Consider the following 26,418-nt stretch of genomic DNA (forward strand, 5'->3'; position numbering starts at 1 on the left):
ACCGAACGAACCCCCGAAGTCAAGGTCGGCATACGATCACCCCATGAGCATCTACGACGTCGAGATCGCCGGGCTGCAGGGCGATCCGCTGGACCTCGGCCAGTTCCGCGGGCACCCCGTGCTGGTCGTCAATGTCGCCTCGAAGTGCGGACTCACGCCGCAGTACACCGAGCTGGAGGCGCTGCAGAAGGAGTACGGCGACCGCGGGTTCACCGTGCTCGGCGTGCCGTGCAACCAGTTCGGCGGGCAGGAGCCGGGCACCACGGAGGAGATCGCCGAGTTCTGCAGCACGACCTACGGCGTGACCTTCCCGATGACGGAGAAGGTCGAGGTGAACGGCGACGGCCGGCACCCGCTCTACCAGCACCTGGTCGACGTCCCGGACGCCGAGGGCTACACCGGGGACATCCGGTGGAACTTCGAGAAGTTCCTGATCGCCCCGACGGCACGGTCGCGGCCCGCTTCTCGCCGCGGGACACGCCCAAGTCCGATGAGGTCGTGAAGGCGATCGAGGCCTCGCTCTAGATCCCCAGAGCCTTCCTCGCGTAGCTCAGGTCGTCGCCGGGCGTGTAGCGGTAGGCCGAGAGGCCTGCCGCTCGCGCCGCGCGGATGTTGCGGTCGGTGTCGTCGATGAACAGGCACTGCTTCGGGTGCGCGCCGATCAGCGCGCACGCGGCGCGGAAGAAGCCCGGCGCCGGCTTGTGCACGCTGATCTCCGAGGAGTTGGCGACCGCGTCGAACTGCTTGGTGAGCCCGTGCAGCGCGAGGATGTCGCCGAGGTCGTCCATGGCGTTGGTCGCCAGGCCGACCTTCATGCCCGCGGCCCTGACGTCCTTCACGAAGCGCAGCACCTCGGGCACGATCTCGCCCTTGTACGCGTCCCACTCCTGCACGACGGACCCGTCGACGCCCAGGGCCTCGGCGATGCTCTCGAGCCACTCGTCGCGCTTGATCTGCCCGGTGATCGCCGGCAGCTGCCGGTCCCATTCGAGCCCGGCGGCGAGGATGGCCCCGGGCTCCATGCCGTGCCGCAGCTCGACCAGCTCGGCGATCGCCGGGTCGTGGCGGCGCAGTACACCGTCGAAATCGATCAACAGAGCGGTGGGGCGAGTCGTCATGCGGCTTCTTCCGTGCGGAGGCGCTGAGAGATGACTTCGGTCACACCCTGGCGCATGGTGACGCCGTAGAGGGCGTCGGCGACCTCCATCGTGCGCTTCTGGTGCGTGATGATGATCAGCTGGCTCTTCTCGCGGAGCTGCTCGAAGAGCGTGATCAGGCGGCCGAGGTTGACGTCGTCGAGGGCCGCCTCGACCTCGTCCATGATGTAGAACGGCGAGGGGCGGGCCCGGAAGATCGCGCACAGCAGCGCGACCGCGGTCAGCGACCGCTCGCCACCCGACAGCAGCGACAGCCGCTTGATCTTCTTGCCCGGCGGGCGGGCCTCGACCTCGATGCCGGTGGTGAGCATGTCCTCGGGGTCGGTGAGCACCAGGCGGCCCTCGCCGCCGGGGAACAGCACCGAGAAGACCTGCTCGAACTCGCGCGCCGTGTCGTGGTATGCGCTGGTGAAGACCTCGAGGATGCGGTCGTCGACGTCCTTCACGACGGTGAGCAGGTCACGGCGGGTCGCCTTGAGGTCCTCGAGCTGGTCGGAGAGGAACTTGAAACGCTCCTCCATCGCCGCGAACTCCTCCAGGGCGAGGGGGTTGACCTTGCCCAGCAGGTTGAGCTCGCGCTCGGCCTTCGCGGCGCGCTTCTCCTGCGTGGCCCGGTCGAAGGGCACCGGCGAGGGCGCCGGCTTGCCCTCGGCCTCCGCGGCGGCGACCTCGGGCGCGGTGGGCGGCACCTCCAGGTGCGGGCCGTACTCGGCGACGAGCGTGTCGGCGTCGAGGCCGAACTCCTCGGCGGAGCGCGCCTCCAGCTGCTCGATGCGCATCCGCTGCTCGGCCCGGGCGACCTCGTCGCGGTGCACGGCGTTGGTGAGCCGGTCCAGCTCGGCGGTGAACTGCTTCGCGCGGCCCCGGACCTCGGTCAGCGTCGACTCGCGCTCGGCGCGGGTCTCGGCGAGCGCGTCGCGGGTCTCCTGCGCCTCGGCGATCGACTCGGCGAGATTGTCCAGCGCCAGCTGGGCGGCGCCGACCACGGTCTCGGCGACCCTGGCGCCGCGGGCGCGGGTGGCCTTGCGGGCGGCGGCCCGCTCGCGGGCGGCCCGCTCCTGGGCGGCCTGGCGCAGCAGCGCGTCGGCCCGGCCGGCGAGGGCGCCGACCCGCTCCTCGGCGGTGCGGACGGCGAGCCGGACCTCCATCTCCTGCTGGCGGGCGACGGGCACCTCGGCGGCGAGGTCGTCGCGCTCCATCGTCGAGGGGTCCTCGTCGATCGGCGTCTCCTCGGCGAGGGCGAACCGCTCCTCCAGCTCGGCGAGGCTGGTCACGCCGGACTCGCGGGCCGTCTCCGCCTTCGCGCGGGCGGCGGCGTGCCGCTCGACCTCGGCCTTCGCGGACTTGGCGGCGGCGCCGAACTCGGCGAGGCGGCGGGCGGCGGCGTTCCGCGCGCTGTCGGCCTCCTTCTTCGCCGCGGCGGCCTCCGCGACCTGCTGCTTGGCGCCGGTCGCGGCGTGCCGGGCCAGGGCGAGCAGCTCGCGCGCCTCGGCGACGCGACGCTCCGCGTCGACCTTCTGCTGGCGGGCCTCCTCGACGGCGGCCTGGACCTCGATGTAGCTGTGCTGCTTGCCCGACCCGCCGGCGGCCGCGTACGCGCCGAGGACGTCACCCTCGGGTGTGACGGCGCGCAGGTTGGGCGCGTACGACACGATCCGCTTCGCGACCGTGAGGTCCGGCGCGAAGACCACGTCGCCGATCGCCCGTTCGAGGGCTGGGCGCAGCTCGTCGGGCGCGCGGACCAGGTCCAGGGCCCAGGCGGCGCCGGGCGGCAGCGGGACCCGCTCGACCGGCGGCGCGCTGTGCGTCGGCGCGGACGCGATCAGCAGCGCGGCCCGGCCCGCGTCATCCTGCTTGAGCATCTCCACGGACGCGGTGGCGCCGTCGATGTTGGCGACCGCGACGGCGTCGGCGAGCGCACCGAGCGCGGCGGCGAGGGCCGCCTCGTGCCCGGCCTGCACCGACAGCAGCGCGGCGACGCTGCCGAGCATGCCCGGGATCCGGTCGGCGCGGGCGAGCAGCGTGCCGGCACCGTCCTTGCGGCGCAGGCCGGTCGCCAGGGCCTCCTCGCGGGCCTTCCACTGCGCGGCGTCCTTCTCGGCCGCCCGCTCGGCGTCGCTGTGCTGCTTGACCTCGTTGTTGATCGCATCGAGCTCGCGGGTCGCCTCCTGGTGACGGATCTCCAGGTCGGCGTTGGCGTGGTCGGCGACGCTCGCGCCGGCGCTCGCCTCCTCGTACAGCGCGTGGGCGTGCTCGGAGCGCGTCTCGGCCTCGGCGAGCTGCACCGACAGCCGCTCGATCTCGTCGGCGGCGGCGGTCGCGCGGCTGCGCGCGGACTCGACCTGGCCGGCGAGCTTCGCCAGGCCCTCACGGCGGTCGGCGATGGCCTTGTGCGCGGCGACAATCGCCCTCTCCGCGAACGCGAGCCGCCGCTCCAGGTCCTGCCGCCGGTCGACGGCCTCGGCGAGCCGCTCCTGGCTGGCCTCCAGGGCCGCCCGCAGCTCGTCCTCCTGCTCCCGTACCTTCTCCGCCTCGGCCGTCAGCTGGTCGGGGTCGCGGCCGGGCCGCTCGTCGACGGGGGCGGCGGACAGGTTGCGGTGCCGCTCCGAGGCCAGCTGGTGCAGCGAGCGGTACCGCTCCTGCAGCGTCGACAGCTGGAACCAGGTCTCCTGCGCCTCGGCGAGCACCGGCGCGTCGGCGGCGTGCTCGGCCTCCAGGGTCGCCAGCCGCTCGTTGATCGACTCGACCTCGGCCTCGACCTCCTCGCGGCGGGACCGCAGCGCGGTCTCGTCCGCGATCTCCTTGTCGAGGGTCGTGCGCAGCGTGGCGAGGTCGTCGGCGAGCAGGCGCAGCCGGGCGTCGCGCAGGTCGGCCTGGATGCCGGCGGCCCGGCGGGCGACCTCGGCCTGCCGGCCGAGCGGCTTGAGCTGGCGGCGCAGCTCGGTGGTGAGGTCACCGAGGCGGTTGAGGTTGGCGGCCATCGCGTCGAGCTTGCGGATCGCCTTCTCTTTGCGCTTGCGGTGCTTCAGTACACCGGCCGCCTCCTCGATGAAGGACCTGCGGTCCTCCGGTCGGGCGTGCAGCACGCCGTCGAGCCGGCCCTGGCCGACGATCACGTGCATCTCGCGGCCGATGCCGGAGTCCGACAGCAGCTCCTGGATGTCGAGCAGCCGGCACTGGTTGCCGTTGATCTCGTACTCGCTCTCACCGGAGCGGAACATCCGGCGGGTGATCGAGACCTCGGTGTAGTCGATCGGCAACGCGCCGTCGGTGTTGTCGATCGTGAGCGTGACCTCGGCCCGGCCCAGCGGCGCCCGGCCGGCCGTCCCGGCGAAGATCACGTCTTCCATCTTGCCGCCGCGCAGTGCCTTGGCGCCCTGCTCGCCCAGAACCCAGGAGATCGCGTCCACCACGTTGGACTTGCCCGACCCGTTGGGGCCGACGACGCAGGTGATGCCCGGCTCGAGACGCAGCGTGGTCGCGGACGCGAAGGACTTGAAGCCCTTGACCGTCAGGCTCTTGAGATGCACGGATCTCCACGGGTTTGGGTTGGGCGTCGCCCGGGGTTCGTCGCTCGGGCTTGTCTCGGGCTTGCCTCGGGCTTGTCTCGGGCTTTGTACTGGGCAGACTATCGCCCGGCAGGATACCCAATCCGGCAGTGCCGCACACCATAATGCGCTGCTGCGCACCCGCGAAAATGTCACCCGGAAGTCATTCGCAACCATTGTCGACGCTGCGTCGTTACACGACTGCACGGCGCTTTCTTGATGTTGCTGCTTTCTTGGCGTTGCTTTGCGGTGCGTAATGACATGACTGCGCGCCGATACCCAGAGGATGATCGGCGCGCGGGTTTACTGTTCAGTTCTGCGTAGGTTCCAGTGCAGAGCGCCGGATTTCTCCGGCGTTCCTTACGTGGTTGCGAAGGCCTTGGGTCAGGCCATCGCCGGCTCGACGAGCCGGACCAGGTGGTCCGTCTCTGCGGCCGCCGCTGCGAGCCGGTCATTCTCGGCGCGCAGCCGGACAACCTCGAACTCGAGCGCCCGAACCTTGGCACGCAGCTGGGTGACCTCGTCTACGAGGCGCCGATCGGGCGCGCCGCCCACGTGGCCGAAGAGGGCCTTAGCCATATCGTCTCCTTGATAAGCGCAGCCGGTCGGATTCCGGCAAACGCGCGCCCAGCACCCGCGACCGAAGCACTAGGGCATGATTGGGCGCGACTGGCGACACCTCTATGTTCGCCCCCGGTCGGCGACTTCGTCAAGCCAACCGGCACGCCAAACGTCCTGGCCAGGGTGTTCTCACTCACCCGGGTGCGTGATCACACCCCTGAAGCCGATCGTGGCAGTGTGCCACCAGTTGCCCGCAAGCGCCACTGCAAAGTAGCGTCGTGTCGAAGAAATTCCGCCTCACCCGTTTCAGATCACTCGCTCCGCCTCACCCGCGTCCGGCGCTTCGCACTGCTCGGCCCCCCACCTGAAGGAGATCCCCGATGACCGCGCCGCAGCCTGGCTTGCTGGCCCGGCTCGGACCCACCGGCATCGCCGCGGCCGTCACGGCCGTCCTGATCCTCTTCGGCATCGGCGCGATGATCGTGCCCGCGCTGACCGACGGCGGGAGCGAGCCCTCGGCCGCCGCCGCGGCCGCCCAGCCCGCGCCCCCCGCCCCCGCGGCGGACACCTCCTCACCCGAGGACGCCGCCACCAGCACCGCCCCGACCTCCGCCGCCCCCACCTCGGCGAAGGCCACCCCGACCCTCAACGCCAGCTTCAACAGCGGCTACGAGGACCGGGTCGTGCAACTCGTCAACGGCGAGCGCCGCAAGGCCAGGTGTGAGGCGCTGCGGATGCACCCGCAGCTGCGTACCGCGGCCAGGGCACACAGCGCCGACATGTTCACCCACGACTTCAGCCGGTCACAGGGCAGCGACGGCAGCTCCCCGGCCGACCGCGCCCGCCAGGCCGGCTACAGCGCCTTCGCCGGCGAGCTGGTCGCCAAGGGCGGCGACCCCGGTGACGTCGTCAAGGGCTGGCTGCGCGACAAGAGCGACCGCGAGATCCTGCTGGACTGTGCCACGAAGTCGATCGGCGTCGGCGCCGCCATGCGCGGCAAGACGCCCTACTGGACCGTGGACACCGGCCGTGCTTGAGGGGGCCCAGCATCGTTAGTCCGGTCGTGGACCGGGTTCCGACGCTCCTGCCACTGCGGGCGCATCCCCTCGCCCGGCCACACGCATGGGAGATCGTCGCGGGACACGGTTCCGCGTTCACCGTCGTCGTCGACGTGGCGGGCGGCCCCGGCAGCGGGCGCGACCCCGTGTACACGGCCGCCATGAGCAGGCTCGCCGCGGCCGGCGTCCGGCTGCTCGGCTACGTCGACGTCGACCTGTCCACCAGGCCGATCGAACAGATCCGCGCCGACGTGTACCGCTGGGCCGGTTACCCGGTCCGCGGCGTCTTCCTCGACAGGGTGCCGGTCAGCCCGCACTCGATCGGCCCTGTCGCCATCGCCGCCCGGTTCGCCCAGCGCGCCGACCTGCCCGACGTGGTCCTCAACCCGGGCGGCCCGCCCGACCAGACCTACCGCGACCTCGGCCTGCCCATCTGCGTCTTCGACGGCAGCTGGCGCGACTACCGCCGCTGGAACGGCGCCGGCGCCCTCCCCGGCGACGGCCACCTCGTCCACGCGGTTCCGCCGTGGGAGCTCGACGAGGCCGCCCGCCTGCAGGTCGCCCGCGGGGCCGGCTTCGGCATGGTGACCGACCTGGGCTCCCCGGACCCGTACTCCGACCTGCCCGCCTGGTGCGGCCAGGTCCCCGGCCTCGCCGACCTCAACCCGCCGACCCCTCTCCCCCGCCGCCCTCGCCCGCACCGCCTCACCAACACCGCCACTGCCACCACCGCCACCACCGCGGCCGCCAGAACAGGCCGCACGGGTTAGGCTACGCAGAGCGATAGTTCCATGGTCAATTAGATCGCCCGATGTAAGGTGCAGTGAGAACTGCCAGGCACGGCACAGGCCTCCCCCGCTGCCTTCCACCAGCGACCGGCCCCTCCCCGGCCTCGTCGACGGAATTGATCAAGCCCTTCGCGCGCCCGCGACCGCCGCCCACCCGCCGCGGCGCGCGGTAACCGCTGGTCGCCGTCCGACGCGGCACGGCAACCGACGAACGCGGTCAGGCCAGCGCCGCAACCCGGGCCGCCGGTTCCAGCCAGGGACCAAGATCTGACACGGGGTCAGCGGAGTGAACGCTGACGCGGGGTCAGCGGGGGTGAGCGCTGCGTGGCGGCACGGAGGCGGGGCTGGCAGCAGGGCAGGAGAAGTCAGCGGGGTGGGCGCTGACGCGGGGTCAGCGGGGCGAGCGCTGCGTGTGGCGGCACGGAGCCGGGGCTGGCAGCGGGGCAGGAGAAGTCAGCGGGGTGAGCGCGGACGCGGGGTCAGCGCGGCGAGCGCTGCGTGGCGGCACGGGGCCGGGGCTGGCAGCGGGGGCAGGAGAAGGACGAGCGGTTCATGAACGACTCGCGGCGGATCGGGGTGCCGCAGCGGGGGCAGGGCAGGCCCTCGCGGCCGTAGGCGTTGAGGGAGCGGTCGAAGTAGCCGCTCTCACCGTTGACGTTGACGTAGAGCGCGTCGAAGCTGGTGCCGCCCTGGACGATCGCCTCATTGAGGACGTCGCGGACGTGGCCGAGCAGGCGGCGTACGGCGGGGCGGGAGATCTGGTCCGTCGGGCGGGCGCCGTGCAGCTTCGCGCGCCAGAGCGCCTCGTCGGCGTAGATGTTGCCGACGCCGGAGATCAGGGTCTGGTCGAGCAGTGCGCGCTTGACGTCGGTACGGCGGCGGCGCAGGTTCTCCACGAACGCCTCGTCGGAGAACGACGGGTCGACCGGGTCGAGCGCGATGTGAACGAGCTCCACGGGCAGCACCGCGCCGCCGGCGGAGACCGCGAGGCCGCCGAAGGTGCGCTGGTCGACGAAGCGCAGCTCGGGGCCGTCGTCGTCGAACGTGAACCGGACCCTCAGGTGCACCTCGGCGGGCGCCTCGACCGGCTGCATGAGCAGCTGGCCCGACATGCCGAGGTGGCCGACGAGCGCGTCCTCGTCGTCGAGCGGCAGCCAGAGGTACTTGCCGCGGCGCTGGACCGCGCCGACGCGGCGGCCGGCGAGGACGTCGGCGAAGTGGACGGCGCCGGGCAGGTGGCGGCGGATCGCGCGCGGGTGCAGCACCTCGACGGTGGCGATGCGCCGGCCGGAGACCCACTTGTCGAGGCCGCGGCGGACGGTCTCAACCTCGGGCAACTCGGGCATCAGGCTCCAATGCGACGAAAACCCCAAAGGGCGACGAGAGGGATCAGATGGCGTAGTGCCAGACGGTGATCAGGTAGGACCCGTACCACAGCCCGAACGCCGCGCAGCCCGACAACACTAGCGCCGCCGTCCGCGGCTTCGCCCGTCCGAGTGCGATCGCCGGCGGGACCAGGATCACCAGCACGGGGACCAGCAGCCGCGGCTTCGAGTGGTAGTAGCCGCCCTGACCGAGGACCAGGACGAGCGCGATCAGGCCGTACACGAGCAGCGGCGGCCACACCCTCTGCGCCACCGCGATGGCGGCCAGCGCGACGACCCCGATGACCATCCAGGCGATGCTCACCTGGATCCAGCCCTCGCCGGTACGCAACGCGTCGCGCACGAAGTTGAACGTGGACGTGCCGTAGTCGAACGTGGTGCCCCAGCCGGCGGTCTGGATGTCGAACCACGCGCCGAGGTCGCCGACCCGCATGCCGACCCACAGCAGGTAGCCGGGCACCCCCGCGAGCGCGACGGCAGCCGCGAGAATCGGATGCCAGATCGGCGGGCTATCCGAAGAATCCGATTTGTCCGACTTGTGGATTCTGTACACGGCCATCGCGGCGGCGACCGCCAGGCCGAGTGCGGCGGCGGCGCCGGTCGGCCGGGACAGTGCAGCACCGAGGCCGAAGAGGCCGGCGAAGAGCCAGTCGCCGCGGTGCGCGAACAGGAACATGCCGGCGACCATCGCGACGAACAGCGCTTCCGAGTACGCCATGGACAGCGCCATCGACATCGGCTGGGTGCAGAAGAGCGCGGTCAGGGCCACGCCGACCCGCTCGTCGTAGAGGCGGGTGCCCAGCGCGCACACGAGGATCGCGGCGAACGCGCCGGCGATCCACGCGACCGTGATCGCGGCGGTGCCGACCTCGAGGCCGGTCGCCAGGTGCACGATGCGGACCAGCATCGGGTAGCCGGGGAAGAACGCCAGGCCGTTGCCCGTGAGCTGGCCATCGGCGGTGTAGCTGTACCCGGTCGGGTACCCCTCCTCGGCGAGCCGGACGAAGTGCCCGCCGTCCCACGCGAGCAACCGGCTGCGGACCTCGCCGTTGTCGGCCATCCACCAGACCAGCAGCAGCTGGATAAGACGGCTCAGCGCGTACACCGCCAGCGGCAGAGCCCACAGGAACTGTGTTCTCGGCCGCCGCGCCACCTCAGTCACCGCGGTCATCGTCACCCTTCAGCGCCCCGGGGGGCTCCGGGGGCCGCGCCGACAGCTCCCGCCAGGCTGCCTCGGCGGCCCGCTGCTCAGCTTCCTTCTTGCTGCCGCCCTGCGCGCCGCCGTAGCGGCGCTTGGCGACGATCACCCAGGCGGTGAACCGCTTGGCGTGGTCGGGGCCCTCCTCGTCGATGCGGTACTCGGGGACGCCGAGGCCGCGACCGGCGGTGAGCTCCTGGAGGCTGGTCTTCCAGTCGAGACCGGCGCCGCGCAGCGCGGCCTCGGCCATCAGCTCGTCGAACAGCTTGTGGATCACCGTGGCGGCGGTGTCCAGGCCGTACTGGAGGTAGACCGCGCCGATGAGCGCCTCGAGCGTGTCGGCGAGGATGCTGGCCTTGTTGCGCCCGCCGGTCGCCTCCTCGCCCTTGCCGAGCAGCAGGAACGGCCCGATGCCCTCGGGGCCGAGCCGGCGGGCGACGTCGGCGAGGGCGCGCATGTTGACCACGCTCGCGCGCAGCTTCGCCAGCTGGCCCTCGGCGAGGTCGGGGTGGTTCTTGAACAGCGCGGTGGTGATCACCACGCCGAGCACGGCGTCGCCGAGGAACTCGAGCCGCTCGTTGGTGGGCAGGCCGCCGTTCTCGTAGGCGTACGAGCGGTGCGTCAGCGCCCTGCGGAGCATGTCGGGGTCGAACTCCACCTCGAAGGCGGACTCGAGTGGGGTCGGGTTTTTCACGAGCGCTCTCCCAATGCGTCACGGATGGTGAGGCCGCCGGCCGAGGAGAGTTCGGTCAGCAGTTCGTCGGCGAGCCCGGCGACCGCGGGGATGATCCGCTCGCGGTGCAGGCGCGCGGCGAGGGCGATGCCGGAGGCGATGTCGGGACCGTCGGCGGAGCCGTGGCAGACCACGACGGCGCCGGCGACGCCGAGCAGTGCGGCGCCTTTGCTGGCGGCCACCACATGTGGCGCTTCGACCGCTTCTGTGCGGTGTGCGGCGACTGTACTGACGGCCGTCGCACCTTCGATGCCCTTGAGCAGGATGTTGCCGGTGAAACCGTCGGTGACGATCACGTCGGCCGGGCCTCCGCGGGGCACGTCGTGGCCCTCGACGAGGCCGATGTAGCGCCCGCCGGCGGGCAGGACGGTGTCGGACAGCGCGACGGCGACGGCCCGGCGGAGCCGGTCGCCCTTGCCGGGCTCGCTGCCGATGGACAGCAGCCCGACGCGCGGGTCGGTCACGCCGAGGGCCACCTTGGCGTAGGCGGCGCCGAGGACCGCGTGCTGGACGAGCTCCAGCATCGTGCCGTCGATCGTCACGCCCACGTCGAGCAGCAGCACCGGGCCGTGCGGGGTGGGCACGTGCGCGGCGAGGCCGGGGCGTCGTACACCGCGGAGCCGCCCCAGCACGTGGGCCGACGCGGCGACGGCGGCGCCGCTGGATCCGGCGGAGACCATCGCGTCGGCGCGGCCGGCGTAGACGGCCTCCGCCGCGGCGCGCACGGTGGACTCCCGCCTGACGTGGCGCATCGGGGCGTCGCCCATGCCGACGGTGCGGTCGACCACGCTGACGCTGACGCGCTCGCGGTCATGGACCGCGAGCGCGCCGATGACCTCGTCGGCCGACTCGCGCGGCCCTACGAGGAGCAGATGCAGGTCTGGATCGGCGCTGCACGCGCGCAGAGCGCCGTCAACCACGACGGCGGGAGCACTGTCCCCGCCGAGGAGGTCGACGGCGATCCGCGCGGTGCCGGACGGGGGCTGCCCGCCGTGCGGCGACCTGTCGGATCGCGTCACCCGGATCCGGAAATCAGACCTCGATGACCTGACGGCCGTTGTACGTGCCGCAGACCGAGCACGCAGCGTGGGGCAGCTTCGGAGAGCGGCACTGCGGGCACGGCTGCGTCTGCACCGCGACGGCTTTCCACTGGCTCCGGCGCGACCGGGTGTTGCTGCGCGACATCTTCCGCTTGGGAACGGCCACGGGTCTTACTCCTCTGAGTGCTGGATCTGGGTCAGGGCGGCCCAGCGCGGGTCGAGCTGCCCGTGGCCGTGGCCGGCGGGCAACTCATCCAGCGGCACCCCGCAGTCGGGGCACAGCCCTGGGCAGTCTTCACGGCACACGGGATTGGCGGTCAGGGAGAGCACCACCGCGTCCCGCAGTGCCGGCTCCAGGTCGATCAGGTCGCCCTGCAGCCTTCCGACCTCGTCCTCGTCGGTCGTCTCGTCCGTGGTGCTGTGCTCATAGGCATAGAACTCTTGGATCGGGACTTCCAACGTGTCGCTGATCGGGCGCAGGCAGCGTCCGCACTCGCCCACCAGCGGGCCGGTGACGGTGCCGGAGACGAGAACGCCTTCTGACACCGACTCCATCCGCAGCTGGAGGTCGAGCTCGGCGCCCGCAGGCACGCCGATCAGCTCCAGACCGAGGTCCTCGGGTGCCGGCACTTGGCGCGACACCGCATGAAGAGCGCCCGGTCGTCGCGGCAGGTCTCTCGTCTCGAGGACCAGCGGCTTCCGGGGATCCAGCTGCGGGTGCGGTTGATGTGGCATCTTCAGACTCCGGCCAGGCAGGGCCGACGGACAAGGCTACCCGAGCGGCAGATCTCCCGTCGAATCGCCCCTGCCCGTCGGGTCAGAAAGGCAGCGGCCGGTCGTCGTCGCCGGACGGTGTGAAAGAGCCTATCTCGCGCAGCGCATGCATCTTGTCGCGGCCACGCTCGATCGAGGCGAGCGATCGGGTGAGGAACTGCTCGAAGTTGGCGAGGGCCGTGTCGACATAGTCGTCGACCTCGTCGCGGAGCCGCTGGGTCTCGGCCCGCGCCTCGTTGATCATGCGAGACGCCTCGTGCTCGGCGGAGACGACGATCTCGTTGATCGACACGAGCCGGTTGTGCTCCTGCTCCGCCTCGGTGATGATCCGCTCGGCCTCGCGGCGCCCCGCGTCGACGATCTTGTCCCGCTCGTCGAGCAGCGCGGTGGCACGCCGAAGCTCACCCGGCAGGTCGGCGCGCAGCTGGTCGAGCAGGTTGATCATCTCGGCGCGGTCGGCCACGAAGTTGCTCCGCGACATCGGTGCCGACCGTGCACCCTCGACCAGCGCGATGATCTGGTCGATGCTCTCGAGCGGATCCACTTGCGGTCACTCCCTGTCCCCACGGCAAACAACGACACCATCATGCGGCCCAAACCATGATGCCGCTCCATCGCCACACGGAAAGCTTTCAGTTTCCGGGTTTCGCGAGCCGCTCGCGCAGCCGGTTTGCCACAAGGTCGGGCACATGCGGCGAAACGTCGCCGCCCCATTTCGCGACCTCTTTGATGAGGCTCGACGAGACGAATGAGTACTTCGGGTTGGTCGGCATGAAGAGCGTCTCGATGGCGCCGAGCCCGTAGTTCATCTGGGCCATCTGCAGCTCGTAGTCGAAGTCGCCGGCGACCCGCACGCCCTTGACGATCGCGCTGACGTCGTTGGCCCGGCAGAAGTCGACCAGCAGCCCCTGGAAGACGTCGACCCGCACGTTCGTGTACGGCGCCGTCACCTCCGCGAGCATCTCCTGCCGCTCCTCGACCGTGAACAGCCCCGCCTTGCTCGTATTGATCAGCACGGCGACGACGACCTCATCGAACATCTTCGACGCGCGTCCGACGATGTCCAGATGTCCGTTGGTCACCGGATCGAACGAACCCGGACACACCGCGCGCCTCATTGCACCAGCCCAAGCCTCATGAGCGGGGACCGTACCAAAGCCGCTCGGCCGCCCGCTTCACGTGCCCGGCTCGCGTTCCGCATACCACAGCGTCGTCTCCCCGTAGCGCCGCTCGGCGCGCTGCCGCAGGCCCTCGGGCCAGCGCATCGGGGCGCCGCGGCTGCTGCGCTCGACCACCACGACGGCGCCGGCGGCGAGCCAGCGCGCGACCAGCGCGTCCAGGACCGCACCCACCTTCTCGTCGGTCACGGCGTACGGCGGGTCGACGAACACCACGTCGTAGCGCTCGTCGGGCTCCTGCTGGAGCAGCCGCTCGACCTTGTCCGCGACCAGCTTCACGGTGCCGCCGACGCCGAGGGTGGCGATGTTGGCCCGCACGATCCTGGCAGCCTTGGCGTCACTCTCGGCCAGCAGCACGTGGGCGGCGCCGCGCGAGCACGCCTCGAACCCGACGGCACCGGATCCCGCGTACAGGTCGGCGAACCGGGACCCATCGAGGTCGACCATGGCCTCCAGGCTGCTGAAGAGGGCCTCCCGGACCCGGTCGGAGGTCGGCCGGGTCCCCTGTCCCGCGGGGACCGTCAGGCGCCGGCCGCCGAGCGCGCCGGCCACGATGCGTGTCACGCCGTCCAGCCTAGGCTCGCCGTCGACGTGACCCGCGCCACTCCCAATTCGGACTTTTCCGATTTTTCATTGTGTACTGCGATTCAATCCGGCATGACTACTCTGCGTGCTTGATTACGGAGAGTAGCGTGCCGTCCAGTAGGTCTTTTCAGCGTTGCGTAGCTGGTCTTACGCTGTTTGCAGTCGCGACAAACCGTTACGACTACCCATGAATTGGGGAGACGTAGATCCGGGCCGAGCACAATCGGGTCACCGCTTTGCGGCCCGGGGAGTCAGTGGTGAGACCGCCCCCAGACTTGCGATGTCGGGGGCACGTCTTGCGTAATACCCTGCTCGTTTTCGGTAGCACGCTGCTGTTCGGCGGCGCCTTCGCCGGCACCGCGTTCGCCTCGTCGGCCATCTCCGGCACGTCCTGCACCCCGGCGTCCTCGGCCACCTACCGGCACACGTTCGACGGCCCGGCCGGCACCGCGACGATCACCTCGACCGCTGCCCTGTGCTCCGGCGAACGGCAGGCCTTCACGCTCGTCTCCTACACCGCCCCGTCGAAGTCCTTCGGCAACCCGCAGTTCGTCTACGCCACCGACACCGCCGCGATCACCGCCACCACGCCGTCGATCACCCTCCGCGTCGACGTCCCCGGCTGCTACACCCAGGTCGACACCGTCTTCGGCACCAATGTGATCAACCCCATCGTCGACGGCGGCCCCCGCTACGGCACGACCAAGCTCGGCGACACCGCCGCTCCCGGCAGCCGCTCGGCGGGCGTGCGCGCCTGGTACAACGGCGGCACCACGACCTGCGCCCCCCAGCCGGCCGCGACCTTCACCGGCGACTGCGACGGCACCCTGACCGCCCACCTCGCCAACTCCCCCGCCGCCAACGTGGACGCCGTCTTCGACCTCCCCGGCGGCCTCGTCCGGGTCGCCCCGGGCACGACCCGCGACGTGCCGGTGGCCGCCAAGCAGGTGACGGTCCGCGACAACACGTTCAAGACGGTGACCGCCACCTGGACCGCCCCGTCCTCCTGCGACACCCCCTCCGCCCCGCCGTCCGCCTCGCCGTCCGCCTCCCCCTCCGCTTCCCCGTCCGCCTCTCCGTCGGCCTCTCCGTCCACCTCCGAGTCGACCACCGCCTCGCCTTCCACCTCAGAGTCCGTCTCCCCGTCGACGTCCGCTTCCATCCCCACTTCCCCGTCGACATCCGCCGCCCCGTCGGCGACCGCGTCGGATCCGGCCACCGCCACACCCTCCGCGTCGATGTCGACCCCCACCTCACCGTCGGAGTCCCAGACCACCACCACTCCGCCCACCTCACCGGCCACGCCGTCCCCCACCGCGACGACCTCCACCTCCCCGACCGCATCCCCGTCCGCCTCAGCCCCGCAGACGAACAACCCGGTCGAGACCGTCACCGAGATCACCCCCACCAACGGCAACGGCAACGGCAACGGCAACACCGTGACCCCGACCACGCCCGCCCCCGCCACCTCGAGCAGCCTCCCGGTCACCGGCTCCAACGCCACCGTCCTCGGCGGCGCCGCCATCTTCATGATCGCGTTCGGCGGCGGCCTGATCCTCCTCAGCCGCCGCCCCCACCGCGGCCGCCACGCCGCCTGACCCGCCCCACAAAACATCGATCAACACCCCGAAACACCCCATTGCTTCCATTGACACTGCGCGATCCGCCCCCACTTTGAAGATCATTCTGTGGGTGGATCGCGCAGCGCCAATTTCCCAAAAGCCACAGATCCGGGCATTGACCAACGTCTACAGCCACCCCGACCACGCAGATCCGACCGGCAGGTCCACGGCAGCTACTTGAGTCCAAGGACCGGACGATTGTGTGGATTCCCGCTGAAAAGGCAACAGCACCGGGTCGCCACCACGGACACCGAAGGCCCCCGCCGGCGTGGTCGGCTGGTGCGGCGCGGGCCGGCCGTCTGGGCGGCGCGGGCCGGGCTGGCCGATCACCCCCACTCCGGTGGGAGCCAGCAGAGGGCGGGTCAGCCCTTCTCGAGGTACTCGGCGCGCTCCTCGTCGACGAGTTGGGTGACGGTGGCGGCGAGGCCGGGGTGGCGGGTCAGCTCGCGGTCGTCCTCCAGCAGCTCGAACGCCTCGGCGCGGGCGTCGCCGATCAGTTCGGCGTCGCGGAGCAGAGACAGGAGCTTCAGGTGGGAGCGACGGCCGGACTGGGTGGCGCCCAGGACGTCGCCCTCGCGGCGTTGCTCGAGGTCGAGCTCGGCGAGCTTGAAGCCGTCGGTCGTGGAGGCCACCGCGTCCAGGCGGGTGCGGGCCGGGGTGCCCTCGACGGACTCGGTGACGAGGAGGCACAGGCCGGCGGCGCTGCCCCGGCCGACCCGGCCGCGGAGCTGGTGCAGCTGGGAGACGCCGAAGCGGTCCGCGTCGAGGATCATCATGACGGTCGAGTTGGGGACGTCGACGCCGACCTCGATGACCGTGGTGGCGACCAGCACGTCCAGGTCGCCGGCGGCGAACGAGCGCATGACCGCGTCCTTCTCGTCGGCGGGCAGGCGGCCGTGCAGGATGCCGATCCGCAGGCCGTGCAGCGGGCCCTCCGCCAGCTGCGGCGCGACGTCGAGCACGGCCAGCGGCGCCCGGCGGTCGTCGTCGCCGGGTGCGAGGGCCAGGTCCTCGCCGTCGGACTTGGCGTCGCCGATGCGGGGGCAGACGATGTACGCCTGGTGGCCGGCCGCCACCTCCTCGCGGATGCGGCGCCACGCCCGGTCCAGGAACGCGGGCTTGTCCGTGGCCGGCACGACGTGCGAGGCGATCGGGGAGCGGCCGTTGGGCAACTGGCTGAGCACCGAGGTCTCCAGGTCGCCGAAGACCGTCATCGCCACGGTGCGCGGGATCGGCGTCGCCGTCATGACCAGCACGTGCGGCGGCTGGTCGGCCTTGGCGCGCAACGCGTCGCGCTGCTCGACGCCGAAGCGGTGCTGCTCGTCGACGACGATGAGGCCCAGGTCCTTGAACGCGACCCCCTCGTACAGCAGCGCGTGCGTGCCGACGATGATGCCCGCGGCGCCGGAGCCGATCTCCTCCAGGACCTTGCGCTTGGCGGCGGCGCCGAGCGAGCCGGTCAGCAGCGCGACCCGGGTCGCGTCGGGGGCGGCGTCGAGCTCGCCGGCGCGGGCCATGCCGCCGAGCAGGTTGATCACGTTGCGGTGGTGCTGGGCGGCGAGGACCTCGGTCGGGGCGAGCATCGCGGCCTGCCCGCCGGCGTCGACGACCTGCAGCATGGCCCGCAGGGCGCAGACGGTCTTGCCGGAGCCGACCTCACCCTGCAGGAGCCGGTGCATCGGGTGGGGGCGGGCCAGGTCGGCCGCGATCTCGTCGCCGACGTCACGCTGGCCGCGGGTCAGCTCATACGGCAACAGCCCGTCGAACGTCGCCAGCAGCCCGTCCTCGCGCAGCGGCCGGGCCCGGGCGGGCCAGTCGGCGGCGCGGTGCTTGCGCTGCACCAGGGTCAGCTGGAGCGCGAACGCCTCGTCCCACTTCAGCCGCCGCCTGGCGAAGTGCAGCGACTCGCGGGACTCCGGCCGGTGGATCTCGCGGAGGGCCTTGTCGAGGGAGGAGAGCTTCCGCTTGGCGCGCACCGTCGCCGGCACGGGGTCCGGCGTGGGCGGCAGCACGTCCAGCACGGTGCGCACTGCGGCCGCGATCCGCCACGTCGGCACCTTCGCCGTCGCCGGATACACCGGGATGATCGCGCCCGCGAACTCCTCGACGCTCTCCTCCCCCTCGGCGCCGTCGAGCAGGATGTAGTCGGGCTGGTTGAGCTGCAGCTTGCTCTGGAACCGGCCGACCTTGCCGGAGAACAGCCCCCACCGCCCGGGCCGCAGCTGCGACTCCCGCCACGGCTGGTTGAAGAACGTCACGCTCAGCTCGCCGCCGCTGTCGTCGCCGACGACCACCTCCAGCAGCGACCCGCGCTTGCCCGCGGTCTTGCCCCGCTGCTGCACGAACGTCCGCGACGACACCCGCTTCACCTGCCCGAACACCGTGACCTCGGTGTCCATCTCCAGGGAGCGGATGTCGGTGTGCTCGCCGCGTTCCTCGTACCGCCGCGGGAAGTGATACACGAGGTCACCCACAGTGTGCAGGTTGAGGCTGTCGGCGAGCAGCTTCGCGCCGTTGCCGATCACCTTCTGCAGCGGCGTGGTCAGGTCGATCTCGGTCACCGGTCTCACTCCACCCCGACCAGCAGCGGATAGTGCGGCTGGTCTCCCTCATAGCACTGCACCTCGACGAACGGCCACGCCCCCGCGACATGCCGCCGCAGCGTCTCCCCCAGCCCCGGCGGCGCCCCCTGCCCCGCGATGAGGGTGACCAGCTCCCCGCCGGCCAGCAGCATCCGGTCGAGCAGCAGGCACGCGGTGCGCTCCAGGTCCTGCCCGATGAGGTTGACCTCCCCGTCGACGACGGCGAGCACGTCACCGAGCTGGCACCGCCCGGCGACGGTGAGCGCCTCCCGGGCCGCCACCGTCAGCTCCGCCGACCTGCACCGGGCCGCGGCCTCCGCCATCGCGATCACGTCGTCCTCGAACCTGCGCCCGGTGTCCCGCACCGCCATCGCCGCCAGCGCCTGCACCGGCGACCGGGTCGGCACGACACCCGCCCGGATCCCGGCCGTCCTTGCCTCGGCCGCCGCCGCAGTGGCGACGGCGAGCACGTTGGCGTCGTTGGGCAGGACGACCACCCTGCCCGCGCCCGTCGCCCGGATCGCCGCGAGCACCTCCGCCATCGACGGCGTCCCGGTCACGACCGTGGCCCCCTCGGCCGCGAGCAGCTCAGCGAGCCCCCGCCCCGTGCACACGACGACGATCCCCGAGCTGGCACTCTCGTTTTCGGTCGCGGCCGGCGTACGAACAGTGCCCTCAGACCCGATCGCGCCCACTGGACCGGACGGCGCTGCCGCGTCGGCCGCCCGCCGCTCGGCGATCTGCTCGGCGAACCGCGTCACTGTGATCCTGCTGGGCCGCCCCGCCACGATCCCTGCCTCGATCGCCGCCCCGACGTCGTTGACGTGGACGTGCACGTGCCAGGTCGGCTCGTCCCCGACGACGACCAGCGAGTCACCGAGGGCGCTCAGCGCCTCCCGCAGCGGCTCGATCGCGGCGGCCGGGGCGTCCAGCAGGAACTGCACCTCATATCCGAACTCGACCGACCCCGCCTCACGCTCCATCACCCCACCCGGATCGGCGACCCGGGCCGGCACGTCGACCGGCACCGGCGGCGTCTCCCCCGTCAGCGAGGTCACGAACGCCTCCAGCAGCACCACCAGCCCGCGCCCCCCGGCGTCGACCACCCCCGCCCTGGCCAGCGCCGGCAGCTGCTCAGGCGTGCGCGCGAGAGCCACCCGGGCACCTTCCGCCGCCGCCCGCGCCACCTCCACCACTCCGCCCCAACCCGCCCCGCCCCCGAGCTCCCACAACGCCCCGCCAGCACCAACCGACGCCGCCCCGGCCGCGGAGCCCGCCGACGACCCACCGGAACCCGCCGCCTCACCACCGTCCCCCGGCAACGACCCACCGGAGCCCGCCGACAACCCGCCAAAGTTTCCCGACTCACCGCCAAACCCCGCCGACGACCCGCCGGACCCCACCAGCTCACCCCCGGAACCCCGCAACGACCCCCCGGAACCCCGCGACCCGTCCCCGCCCCCCGGCGACCCGCCGCCGACCCCAGGTGACGACCCACCCGCCGCAGACGGCCCACCGCCGGGACCGCTCGACCCGCCGGCCGAGACCCGCGACGACGCGCCGGCAGCCGCCCGGGCCGCGGCCGACGCCACCGACAGGACCGTGCCCTCCACGGGAGCCGCCACCGCCGCATACGCCGACGCCGCGGCCCGCTCCAGCGCCGCCGCCAGCTCGGCCGGCCCGATCGCCCGCGTCGAGGCCAGGGACGTGGCGAGGCCCTTGAGCAGCTGGGCCAGAATGATGCCCGAATTGCCCCGGGCGCCCAGCAGCGCGCCCCTTGCCGCGACCGCGAGCAGCTCCCCGGCGCTGGAGGAGCCAGGCGCGGCCTCCACGGCGGCCGTGGCGGCGGACATGGTCAACGCCAGATTGGTCCCCGTGTCGCCGTCAGGCACGGGATAGACGTTGAGGGCGTCGATCTCGGACCGGTGCCGGCGCAGCGCGTCGAGGCCGGCGGCACACCACCGGCGAACAGCAGCAGCATCGACATTCACTGGCACGCGCCGAGCCTATCGGCGACCACCGACAATTTCCCCGCTCGCCACCCGAGCCCCAGGAAAGCGACCCCGGCAAGGCCCGATTGGGAGTCAGCGGGGCTCATCAGGTAACCTTGCGGGGTTGCCCGCCGGTCGACCGGTCGGCGACACCTGGAGTCCGCCCCCGGCCCGGCCGGTGGAGGGGTCCAGCCCGAGACGCAATCAATCCCAGGAGATCCCCGTGGCTAGCGTGTGCGACGTCTGCGGCAAGGGACCGGGCTTCGGCCACAACGTGTCCCACTCGCACCGGCGGACCAACCGCCGTTGGAACCCCAACATTCAGACGGTGCGCACCCCGGCCGGTGGCGGCACCACGCGGAAGGTGCAGGCATGCACCTCCTGCCTCAAGGCCGGCAAGGTCGTTCGCGGCTGATCGCCTGCACCAGCAGCAAAGCACCACAAGCAAAGCACCAGCAGCAAAAAGGCCCCGCCATCGGCGGGGCCTTTTTCAACGCGCTACAGCGACCGCCCGAACGACCGCACGCTCGGATAACCCTTGTAGTGCCCGAAGTCGGGGATCAGCGCGTAGCCGGCCGACTCGTACAGGGCCATCGCCTCCGGCTGCGCCGTCCCGGTCTCCAGCCAGACCCGCTTCCGCCCGGCCGCGCGGGCCGAGTCCTCGACCGCCGCGATCAGCCGCCGGGCCAGGCCGAGCCCGCGGAACGCCGGGTCCACGTAGAGCCGCTTGAGCTCCGCGGTGCTCTCGTCCTCGGCGAAGGTCCGCCAGCCGCAGCACCCCGCCGGCGCGTGGTCGATGTACGCGACGAAGAAGCCGCCCAGCGGCGGGTCGAAGTCACCGGGCTCGATGGGGGTGGTGTCCCCCGATCCGCCGTAGCGCACGCTCAGGTCGGCGAGCGTGGCGCTGATGAGTTCGGTGGCGACCCGCGAGCCGTAGCGGGTCAGTCGAATGTCGAGCTCAGTCACGCGTAAAGGGTATAGAAGCGACCACTCGTTACCGGAAGTGGTCCCAGCCTGGGGCTCCTCCGGTGTACCGCCTACCGTCGACGGTCACGCCGTCACCGGCGGTGAACAGGCTGGCCGGTAGGACCTCGCCGATGACGCGCCAGTCGTCGGGCAGCTCCACGGACGGCGGGAAGGTGGCGGCGAGCGCGTGGTCGTCCCCGCCGGCGAGGATCCAGCCGTACGGGTCGACGCCGAGCGCCGTCGCCGCGTCACGCATCTGCTCGGGCACGACGAACGCGGACCGGCGCAGGTCGATCCCGACGCCGCTGGCGGTCGCGATGTGGCCCAGGTCGGCGAGCAGCCCGTCAGAGACGTCGATCATGGAGGTGGCGCCGAGGAGGGCGCCCGACGGCCCGGCAGCGTAGGGCACCTGCGGCCGGCGGTGCGCCTCCACCAGCAGCTTCGGGGAGCGGAAGCCGCGGGAGAGGATGGTGTACCCGGCTGCCGCGTAGCCGATCCGGCCGCATATCGCGACCACGTCGCCGGGGCGGGCGCCGGTGCGCACCAGGGGCTCGCGGCCCTCCAGGTGGCCCAGGGCCGTCACCGCGATGGTCAGGGTCGGGCTCGCGGACATGTCGCCGCCGACGACGACCGCGCCGACCTTGCCCGCCTCCGCGGCGAGACCGTCCGCGAGCTCCTCCGCCCAGGTGATCTCGAGGTTCGCAGGGGTACAGAGCGCGACGAGCAGCGCCGTCGGCCGGGCCCCCATGGCGGCGATGTCGGCGAGGTTGGCGGCGGCGGCGCGGTGGCCGATGTCGCGGGCGGAGGACCAGTCGCGGCGGAAGTGCCGGCCGTCCACGAGCACGTCGGTGCTGGCCAGGACCCGGCCGTCAGGCGCTGCGACCAGGGCCGCGTCGTCGCCGGGCCCCAGCAGGACCACGGGCGAGGGCGCCCCGAGCCGGGCCGTCACCCGTGAGATGAGCCCGAACTCCCCGGCGGTTGCAACGGTCACCCGTCCTCCAAAGCAAACAGAAAACTGAACATTGAATGCGCGATGTTGCGGGTAACGCAGCGTGTTGTGGCACGATCACGCACGGCTGCTGGTCCGCTGTATCCCATGGTGCGGTAGGTTCAGCGCTGATCAGCGCTCGCGCGGCGCAGGAAGGAGTCGTGTCGTGGTACAGGCATACATCCTGATCCAAACAGAGGTCGGCAAGGCACGCGATGTGGCGACCGCCATCCAGGAGTTGACCGGGGTCGTCCGGGTGGACGCGGTCACGGGGCCGTATGACGTGGTGGTGCTCACGGAGGCGCGCAGCGTCGACGAGCTGGGCAAACTGATCGTCAGCAACGTGCAGCTGGTGCCCGGCATCACCCGCACGCTGACGTGCTCGGTGGTGCACTTATAGATGACGGCGAAGAGCCCCGCCAGGATCGCCACCGTCGCCGCGATCCCCGTCGCGCTGCTGGTCGGCGTCCTGGCGTTCTGGCTGCTCGGCGGCTTCCCCAAGGCGGAGGCCACCGGCACCGTCCGCACCGACGCCGTGGCCATGGACGAGGCCACGACGGTGGTCTGCCGTGCACTGGTGGCACGCATGCCAGAGACCCTCGGCGGGCTGCACCGGCGTCCGGTCAGCGCCGGCACCGAGCAGCACGTGGCCTTCGGCGACCCGGCGATCGTGCTGTCCTGCGGCACGGTCGGTAAGCGGGCGGTCCCGCGCGACGCCCAGCTGCTGGGCGTCTCCGGCGTCTGCTGGTATCCGGAGGAGCACAAGCAGGAGACCGTCTGGACCACGATCGACCGCCAGGTCCCGCTGCGGGTCGTGGTGCCGAAGAAGGCCGACGGCTCTTGGCTGTCGCACCTGTCGGCGCCGATCACCGAGACGGTGCCCTACGAGGACCCGGGCACGACGCACTGCTGAACGCCACGCGGAGCGCCTGACACAGGTCAGTGCAGGCCCGTCCCCCGCCGCACCGCCGCCTTGACCAGTTGCGTGATCAGGGTGGTGTACGCGACGCCGCTGGCCTGCCACACCACGGGAAACGCCGCTCCGGGGTCGAAGCCGGGCATGGTGTCGATCCGGTCGAACAGGACCTCGCCGCCGGAGGTGACCGTGCACTCGACCATGGCCAGCCCGGCGCAGTCGAGGGTGACGAACGCCTTCACGGCGAGGTCGCGGGCGCGGCGCTCGACGGCACGGTCGAGGTCGGCCGGCGCGGTCACCCGGCCGTCGACGATCTCGCCGGGCACGCTGGACTCGGGCTGCCCCGAGGTGTCGAGGACGCCGACGGTGACCCTGCGGCCGGCGGGGGCGGCGACGACGACCACCTTCGCGTCGACGGCGCGGGCCGCGGCGACCGCGGCGGGCAGCTCGGCCCAGTCGGTGATCTCGGTCATGCCACCGGCGCCGCGGGCGGGCCGGACGACGACGGGCAGCCCGAGCCGCTCCCGGTCGGCACCGGCGACGTCCGAGGAGTCCCTGAGCACTACGTAGGGCGCGACGGGCAGCCCCGACGCCACGGCCAGCTTGCGCAGGAAGTCGTGGTCCATCGCCACCGACGCGGCGAGCACGCCGGAGCCGACGTAGGGCAGGTCCGCCATCTCGAGGAGGCCCTGGATCGTGCCCTCCTCGCCGAAGGCGCCCTGTAGGACGGGGAACACCACGTCGACGCCGCCGAGCCGGGCCACCCCGTCGCGAGCGTCGACCACGGTGACGGCGGCGCCGGCCGGCACCAGATCCGTGGACACCGGCGAGGAGCCCGCCGCCGCGGCGCCGAGCACCCAGCGACCCTCCTGGGTCACCCCGATCGGCACGATCTCGAACTCGTCGGTGTCGAGGGCGTCGAGGAGGTCGGCGGCGCCGACGCTGGACATGGCGTGCTCGGTGCTGCCGCCGCCGAACACGACGGCGACCCGGGTCTTCTCTGGCGTTTCCACGCGCCGACCCTAACCGCAAGGTCAAGCTCGCGCTGTCGGCTGGTCAGCATCCCACGCTGCGTCAGGCGCCGATCGCGTCGAGTGCCTTCCGTACATCGGCGACCAGGTCATCGGTGTCCTCGACGCCGCACGAGAGGCGGATCAGGCCCTCGGGGGTGTCGTCGCCCCACTGCGCCCGCCGGTCGGCGGAGGTGTGCAGCCCGCCGAACGAGGTGGCGGCGAACACCAGGGTCGCGGCCTGCAGGAACTGGTCGGCGGCGGCCTTGCCGGCGAGCGTGAACGTGACCACGCCCGGGACGCGGCGCATCTGCCGGGACGCGACCTCGTGGGCGGGGTCCTCGGGCCGGCCGGGCCAGCGCACCGAGACGACCGCCGGGTGCGCGGCGAGCACCTCGGCGACGGCGGCCGCGTTGGCGGTCTGGCGGGCCAGGCGCAGGTCGAGGGTGCCGATCGAGCGGTGCGCGAGCCACGCCTCGAACGGGCCGGGCACCGCGCCCGTGGCGCCGCGCCAGCCGGTGAGGGCCGCGGCGAGCTGCGGGTCGCGGGTGCACGCGTAGCCGAGCAGGATGTCGGAATGGCCGGTCAGGGCCTTGGTGCCGGACGCGACGGAGATGTCGGCGCCCAGGTCGAGGGGGCGCTGCCCGAGCGGGGTGGCCGCGGTGTTGTCGACGGCGACCAGCCCGCCGCCGGCGTGCACGCGCGCGGCCAGCTCGGCGATGTCGCACACGTCGAGGCCCGGGTTGGCGGGGGTCTCCACCAGCAGCAGCCGGACGGTCCCCAGGGCCGGGTAGGGGCCCGCGGTCGGCGCCTCGACGACGGTGACGCCGCGTTCGCCGAGGTACGACGCCGCGAACGCCCTGGTCTTGTAGTAGCCGTCGGCGGGCACGACGACGGTGTCGCCGGGGCGCAGCACGCTCAGCAGCACGGCGCTGATGGCGGCCATGCCCGAGGCGAAGGTCACACACTCGCCGCCCTCGAGCTCGCCGATCGCGCCTTCCAGCGCGCGCCAGGTCGGGTTGTCGGTGCGCCCGTAACCGTCGACGCCCGGCTGCGGCCCCAGCACCGGCTCAAGGTGGTACGGCGCGCCGAAGGCCGGACCGGGCAGGAAGGGCCGGCCGGGCACGGCCTCGGGCACCCCGGCGTGCACGACCCGCGTGCCGTCACCAGTCATGGCGTCGCCTCCGCTGCGCTCCGGCGCCGCCCTGAGTCGGAACCAGCGCCCCCGATGCCCGGCCTCCCCGCCGCGCTGCGGGCCGGTCATGCGGAAAACCCTACTGATGCTCCGCCGTCGACGGGACGCCGGGCCGCTCCGGCTTGGTCTCGCGGGACATCAGCGCGGCGAGCGCCCTGAGCGGGTCGACGCCCTCGTGGCAGACCAGCTCGACCTGCTCGGTGATCGGCATCTCCACGCCGACGCTGTGCGCCAGATCGCGGATCGACAGGCAGCTCTTGACACCCTCGGCGGTCTGCCGGGTGGCGGCCTGCGCCTGCTCCAGGGTCTCGCCGCGGCCGAGGTGCTCGCCAAACGTGCGGTTGCGCGACAGCGGCGAGGAGCAGGTCGCCACGAGGTCGCCGAGGCCGGCGAGCCCGGCGAACGTCATCAGGTTGGCGCCGAGCGCCCCGCCGAGGCGGGTGGTCTCGGCGAGCCCGCGGGTGATCAGCGTCGCCCGGGTGTTGTCGCCGAAGCCGAGCGCGGAGGCCATGCCGTAGGCGAGCGCGATCGCGTTCTTGACGGCGCCGCCGAGCTCGCACCCGATGACGTCGTCGTTGGTGTACGGCCGGAGGTAGCGCGTGCTGATCGCGCGCTGGACGAGCTCGGCGCGCCGGAAGTCGGTGCACGCCACCACGGTGGCCGCGGGCTGCTCGGCGGCGATCTCGGGGGCGAGGTTGGGCCCGGTGACGACGGCGATGCGGTCGGGCTCGACGCCCGCGGAGTCGACGATCACCTCGCTCATCCGCTTGAGCGTGCCCAGCTCGATGCCCTTCATCAGGCTGACGAGCGTGGCGTCGGAGCGGATCGTGCCCGCCCAGGAGCCCAGGTTGTGGCGCAGCGTCTGCGACGGCACGGCGAGCACGACCAGGTCGGCGCCGTCGACGGCCTCGGCGGCGTCGTCGGTCGCGGTGATCGCGCCGGGCAGCCACGTGCCGGGCAGGTAGTCCGGGTTCATGTGCCGCTCGCGGATCGCCTCGGCCACGGCGGGCCGGCGGGCCCAGACGGTGACGTCCGGGGTGCCGGCGTCGGCGAGCAGCTTGGCGAACACCGTGCCCCACGACCCGGCCCCGAGCACCGCGGCCCGTCGAATGCTCATATGCCCTCCGTCATGCTCATGTACGG

Annotated in this window: 25 protein-coding genes and 1 pseudogene; 7 read left to right on the forward strand and 19 right to left on the reverse strand. The window is 72.2% G+C overall.

What is annotated here, in order from left to right; translation table 11 throughout:
* The first annotated feature begins 43 nt into the window (after window positions 1-43).
* A pseudogene (locus ABD332_RS38095) lies at window positions 44-525 on the forward strand (glutathione peroxidase).
* Here the strand turns inward: ABD332_RS38095 and ABD332_RS38100 are convergent.
* The 3 genes from ABD332_RS38100 to ABD332_RS38110 form a co-directional block, all read right to left on the reverse strand.
* Window positions 522-1,118 (reverse strand): HAD-IA family hydrolase, encoded by a 597-nt coding sequence (locus tag ABD332_RS38100; protein WP_344507973.1) that lies wholly within the window; start codon window positions 1,116-1,118, stop codon window positions 522-524. The pseudogene ABD332_RS38095 and the gene ABD332_RS38100 overlap by 4 nt on opposite strands.
* Window positions 1,115-4,687: a chromosome segregation protein SMC gene (smc, locus tag ABD332_RS38105; protein ID WP_344507975.1), complete on the reverse strand. Its 3,573-nt coding sequence runs from the start codon at window positions 4,685-4,687 to the stop codon at window positions 1,115-1,117. The genes ABD332_RS38100 and smc overlap by 4 nt, the downstream gene beginning before the upstream one ends.
* Before the next feature lie 402 nt (window positions 4,688-5,089).
* A complete protein-coding gene (locus ABD332_RS38110; RefSeq protein WP_033357811.1) occupies window positions 5,090-5,284 on the reverse strand; it encodes a hypothetical protein in 195 nt (64 codons plus the stop codon).
* Window positions 5,285-5,646: 362 nt separating this feature from the next.
* On the opposite strand from ABD332_RS38110, the gene ABD332_RS38115 reads away from it, so the two are divergent.
* Both ABD332_RS38115 and ABD332_RS38120 read left to right on the forward strand, forming a co-directional pair.
* Window positions 5,647-6,303, forward strand: coding sequence for a CAP domain-containing protein (locus ABD332_RS38115; RefSeq protein WP_344507978.1), 657 nt, complete (start codon window positions 5,647-5,649; stop codon window positions 6,301-6,303).
* Window positions 6,304-6,329: 26 nt separating this feature from the next.
* Window positions 6,330-7,094 (forward strand): spherulation-specific family 4 protein, encoded by a 765-nt coding sequence (locus tag ABD332_RS38120; protein WP_344507980.1) that lies wholly within the window; start codon window positions 6,330-6,332, stop codon window positions 7,092-7,094.
* A 497-nt stretch (window positions 7,095-7,591) separates the two neighbouring features.
* On the opposite strand, the gene mutM is transcribed toward ABD332_RS38120, so the two are convergent.
* From mutM to rsmD, 9 genes are all read right to left on the reverse strand, one after another.
* Complete coding sequence (mutM, locus tag ABD332_RS38125) at window positions 7,592-8,458, reverse strand: bifunctional DNA-formamidopyrimidine glycosylase/DNA-(apurinic or apyrimidinic site) lyase (RefSeq protein ID WP_344507982.1); 867 nt, start codon at window positions 8,456-8,458, stop codon at window positions 7,592-7,594.
* A 43-nt stretch (window positions 8,459-8,501) separates the two neighbouring features.
* A complete protein-coding gene (locus ABD332_RS38130) occupies window positions 8,502-9,668 on the reverse strand; it encodes a mannosyltransferase family protein (protein ID WP_425552353.1) in 1,167 nt (388 codons plus the stop codon).
* On the reverse strand, window positions 9,652-10,335 hold the full coding sequence (gene rnc, locus ABD332_RS38135; RefSeq protein WP_344508186.1) for a ribonuclease III: 684 nt from the start codon (window positions 10,333-10,335) through the stop codon (window positions 9,652-9,654). Before rnc ends, ABD332_RS38130 begins: the two co-directional genes overlap by 17 nt.
* Window positions 10,336-10,385: 50 nt before the next feature.
* Window positions 10,386-11,447: a phosphate acyltransferase PlsX gene (locus ABD332_RS38140; protein WP_344507987.1), complete on the reverse strand. Its 1,062-nt coding sequence runs from the start codon at window positions 11,445-11,447 to the stop codon at window positions 10,386-10,388.
* A gap of 13 nt (window positions 11,448-11,460) precedes the next feature.
* A complete protein-coding gene (rpmF, locus tag ABD332_RS38145; RefSeq protein ID WP_033357807.1) occupies window positions 11,461-11,634 on the reverse strand; it encodes a 50S ribosomal protein L32 in 174 nt (57 codons plus the stop codon).
* Between the two features lie 5 nt (window positions 11,635-11,639).
* Entirely contained in the window at window positions 11,640-12,203 is a 564-nt protein-coding gene (locus ABD332_RS38150) for a YceD family protein (RefSeq protein WP_344507990.1), read from the reverse strand.
* 82 nt (window positions 12,204-12,285) lie between these two features.
* Window positions 12,286-12,786 (reverse strand): ATP synthase subunit B family protein, encoded by a 501-nt coding sequence (locus ABD332_RS38155; RefSeq protein ID WP_344507992.1) that lies wholly within the window; start codon window positions 12,784-12,786, stop codon window positions 12,286-12,288.
* Between the two features lie 88 nt (window positions 12,787-12,874).
* Window positions 12,875-13,360 carry a pantetheine-phosphate adenylyltransferase gene (coaD, locus tag ABD332_RS38160; RefSeq protein ID WP_344507994.1) on the reverse strand — a complete coding sequence of 162 codons (486 nt, stop codon included), beginning with the start codon at window positions 13,358-13,360 and terminating at the stop codon, window positions 12,875-12,877.
* A 57-nt stretch (window positions 13,361-13,417) separates the two neighbouring features.
* The gene (gene rsmD, locus ABD332_RS38165; RefSeq protein WP_344507996.1) at window positions 13,418-13,984 is read right to left on the reverse strand and encodes a 16S rRNA (guanine(966)-N(2))-methyltransferase RsmD; all 567 of its coding nucleotides are present in this window, start codon (window positions 13,982-13,984) and stop codon (window positions 13,418-13,420) included.
* A 317-nt stretch (window positions 13,985-14,301) separates the two neighbouring features.
* On the opposite strand from rsmD, the gene ABD332_RS38170 reads away from it, so the two are divergent.
* A complete protein-coding gene (locus ABD332_RS38170) occupies window positions 14,302-15,603 on the forward strand; it encodes a hypothetical protein (RefSeq protein WP_344507998.1) in 1,302 nt (433 codons plus the stop codon).
* Window positions 15,604-15,989: 386 nt separating this feature from the next.
* Here the strand turns inward: ABD332_RS38170 and recG are convergent, their stop codons facing one another.
* Both recG and ABD332_RS38180 read right to left on the reverse strand, forming a co-directional pair.
* Complete coding sequence (recG, locus tag ABD332_RS38175) at window positions 15,990-18,188, reverse strand: ATP-dependent DNA helicase RecG (protein ID WP_344508000.1); 2,199 nt, start codon at window positions 18,186-18,188, stop codon at window positions 15,990-15,992.
* Window positions 18,189-18,193: 5 nt separating this feature from the next.
* Window positions 18,194-20,206 carry a DAK2 domain-containing protein gene (locus tag ABD332_RS38180; RefSeq protein ID WP_344508002.1) on the reverse strand — a complete coding sequence of 671 codons (2,013 nt, stop codon included), beginning with the start codon at window positions 20,204-20,206 and terminating at the stop codon, window positions 18,194-18,196.
* A gap of 217 nt (window positions 20,207-20,423) precedes the next feature.
* Between ABD332_RS38180 and rpmB the strand changes: the two genes are divergently transcribed.
* Window positions 20,424-20,615, forward strand: coding sequence for a 50S ribosomal protein L28 (gene rpmB, locus ABD332_RS38185; protein WP_033357799.1), 192 nt, complete (start codon window positions 20,424-20,426; stop codon window positions 20,613-20,615).
* Between the two features lie 83 nt (window positions 20,616-20,698).
* Here rpmB and ABD332_RS38190 read toward each other — a convergent pair whose 3' ends face one another.
* Window positions 20,699-21,166: a GNAT family N-acetyltransferase gene (locus ABD332_RS38190; protein WP_344508005.1), complete on the reverse strand. Its 468-nt coding sequence runs from the start codon at window positions 21,164-21,166 to the stop codon at window positions 20,699-20,701.
* A 28-nt stretch (window positions 21,167-21,194) separates the two neighbouring features.
* Window positions 21,195-22,157 (reverse strand): thiamine-phosphate kinase, encoded by a 963-nt coding sequence (locus ABD332_RS38195; RefSeq protein ID WP_344508007.1) that lies wholly within the window; start codon window positions 22,155-22,157, stop codon window positions 21,195-21,197.
* A gap of 163 nt (window positions 22,158-22,320) precedes the next feature.
* Here ABD332_RS38195 and ABD332_RS38200 point away from each other — a divergent pair, with 163 nt between their 5' ends.
* Window positions 22,321-22,554 carry an Lrp/AsnC ligand binding domain-containing protein gene (locus ABD332_RS38200; RefSeq protein WP_203846267.1) on the forward strand — a complete coding sequence of 78 codons (234 nt, stop codon included), beginning with the start codon at window positions 22,321-22,323 and terminating at the stop codon, window positions 22,552-22,554.
* Window positions 22,555-23,067, forward strand: a complete 513-nt coding sequence (locus ABD332_RS38205) for a DUF3515 domain-containing protein (protein ID WP_344508012.1) — start codon at window positions 22,555-22,557, stop codon at window positions 23,065-23,067.
* Window positions 23,068-23,093: 26 nt separating this feature from the next.
* On the opposite strand, the gene ABD332_RS38210 is transcribed toward ABD332_RS38205, so the two are convergent.
* From ABD332_RS38210 to ABD332_RS38220, 3 genes are all read right to left on the reverse strand, one after another.
* Window positions 23,094-24,083 carry a D-alanine--D-alanine ligase gene (locus ABD332_RS38210; RefSeq protein ID WP_344508014.1) on the reverse strand — a complete coding sequence of 330 codons (990 nt, stop codon included), beginning with the start codon at window positions 24,081-24,083 and terminating at the stop codon, window positions 23,094-23,096.
* 61 nt (window positions 24,084-24,144) lie between these two features.
* Window positions 24,145-25,254, reverse strand: a complete 1,110-nt coding sequence (locus ABD332_RS38215) for a cystathionine gamma-lyase (RefSeq protein ID WP_344508188.1) — start codon at window positions 25,252-25,254, stop codon at window positions 24,145-24,147.
* Between the two features lie 100 nt (window positions 25,255-25,354).
* The gene (locus tag ABD332_RS38220) at window positions 25,355-26,392 is read right to left on the reverse strand and encodes an NAD(P)H-dependent glycerol-3-phosphate dehydrogenase (RefSeq protein WP_344508016.1); all 1,038 of its coding nucleotides are present in this window, start codon (window positions 26,390-26,392) and stop codon (window positions 25,355-25,357) included.
* Window positions 26,393-26,418: the final 26 nt, after the last annotated feature.

Origin of the sequence: Dactylosporangium maewongense (assembly GCF_039531485.1) — a bacterium.
GTDB classification, from domain to species: Bacteria; Actinomycetota; Actinomycetes; order Mycobacteriales; family Micromonosporaceae; genus Dactylosporangium; species Dactylosporangium maewongense.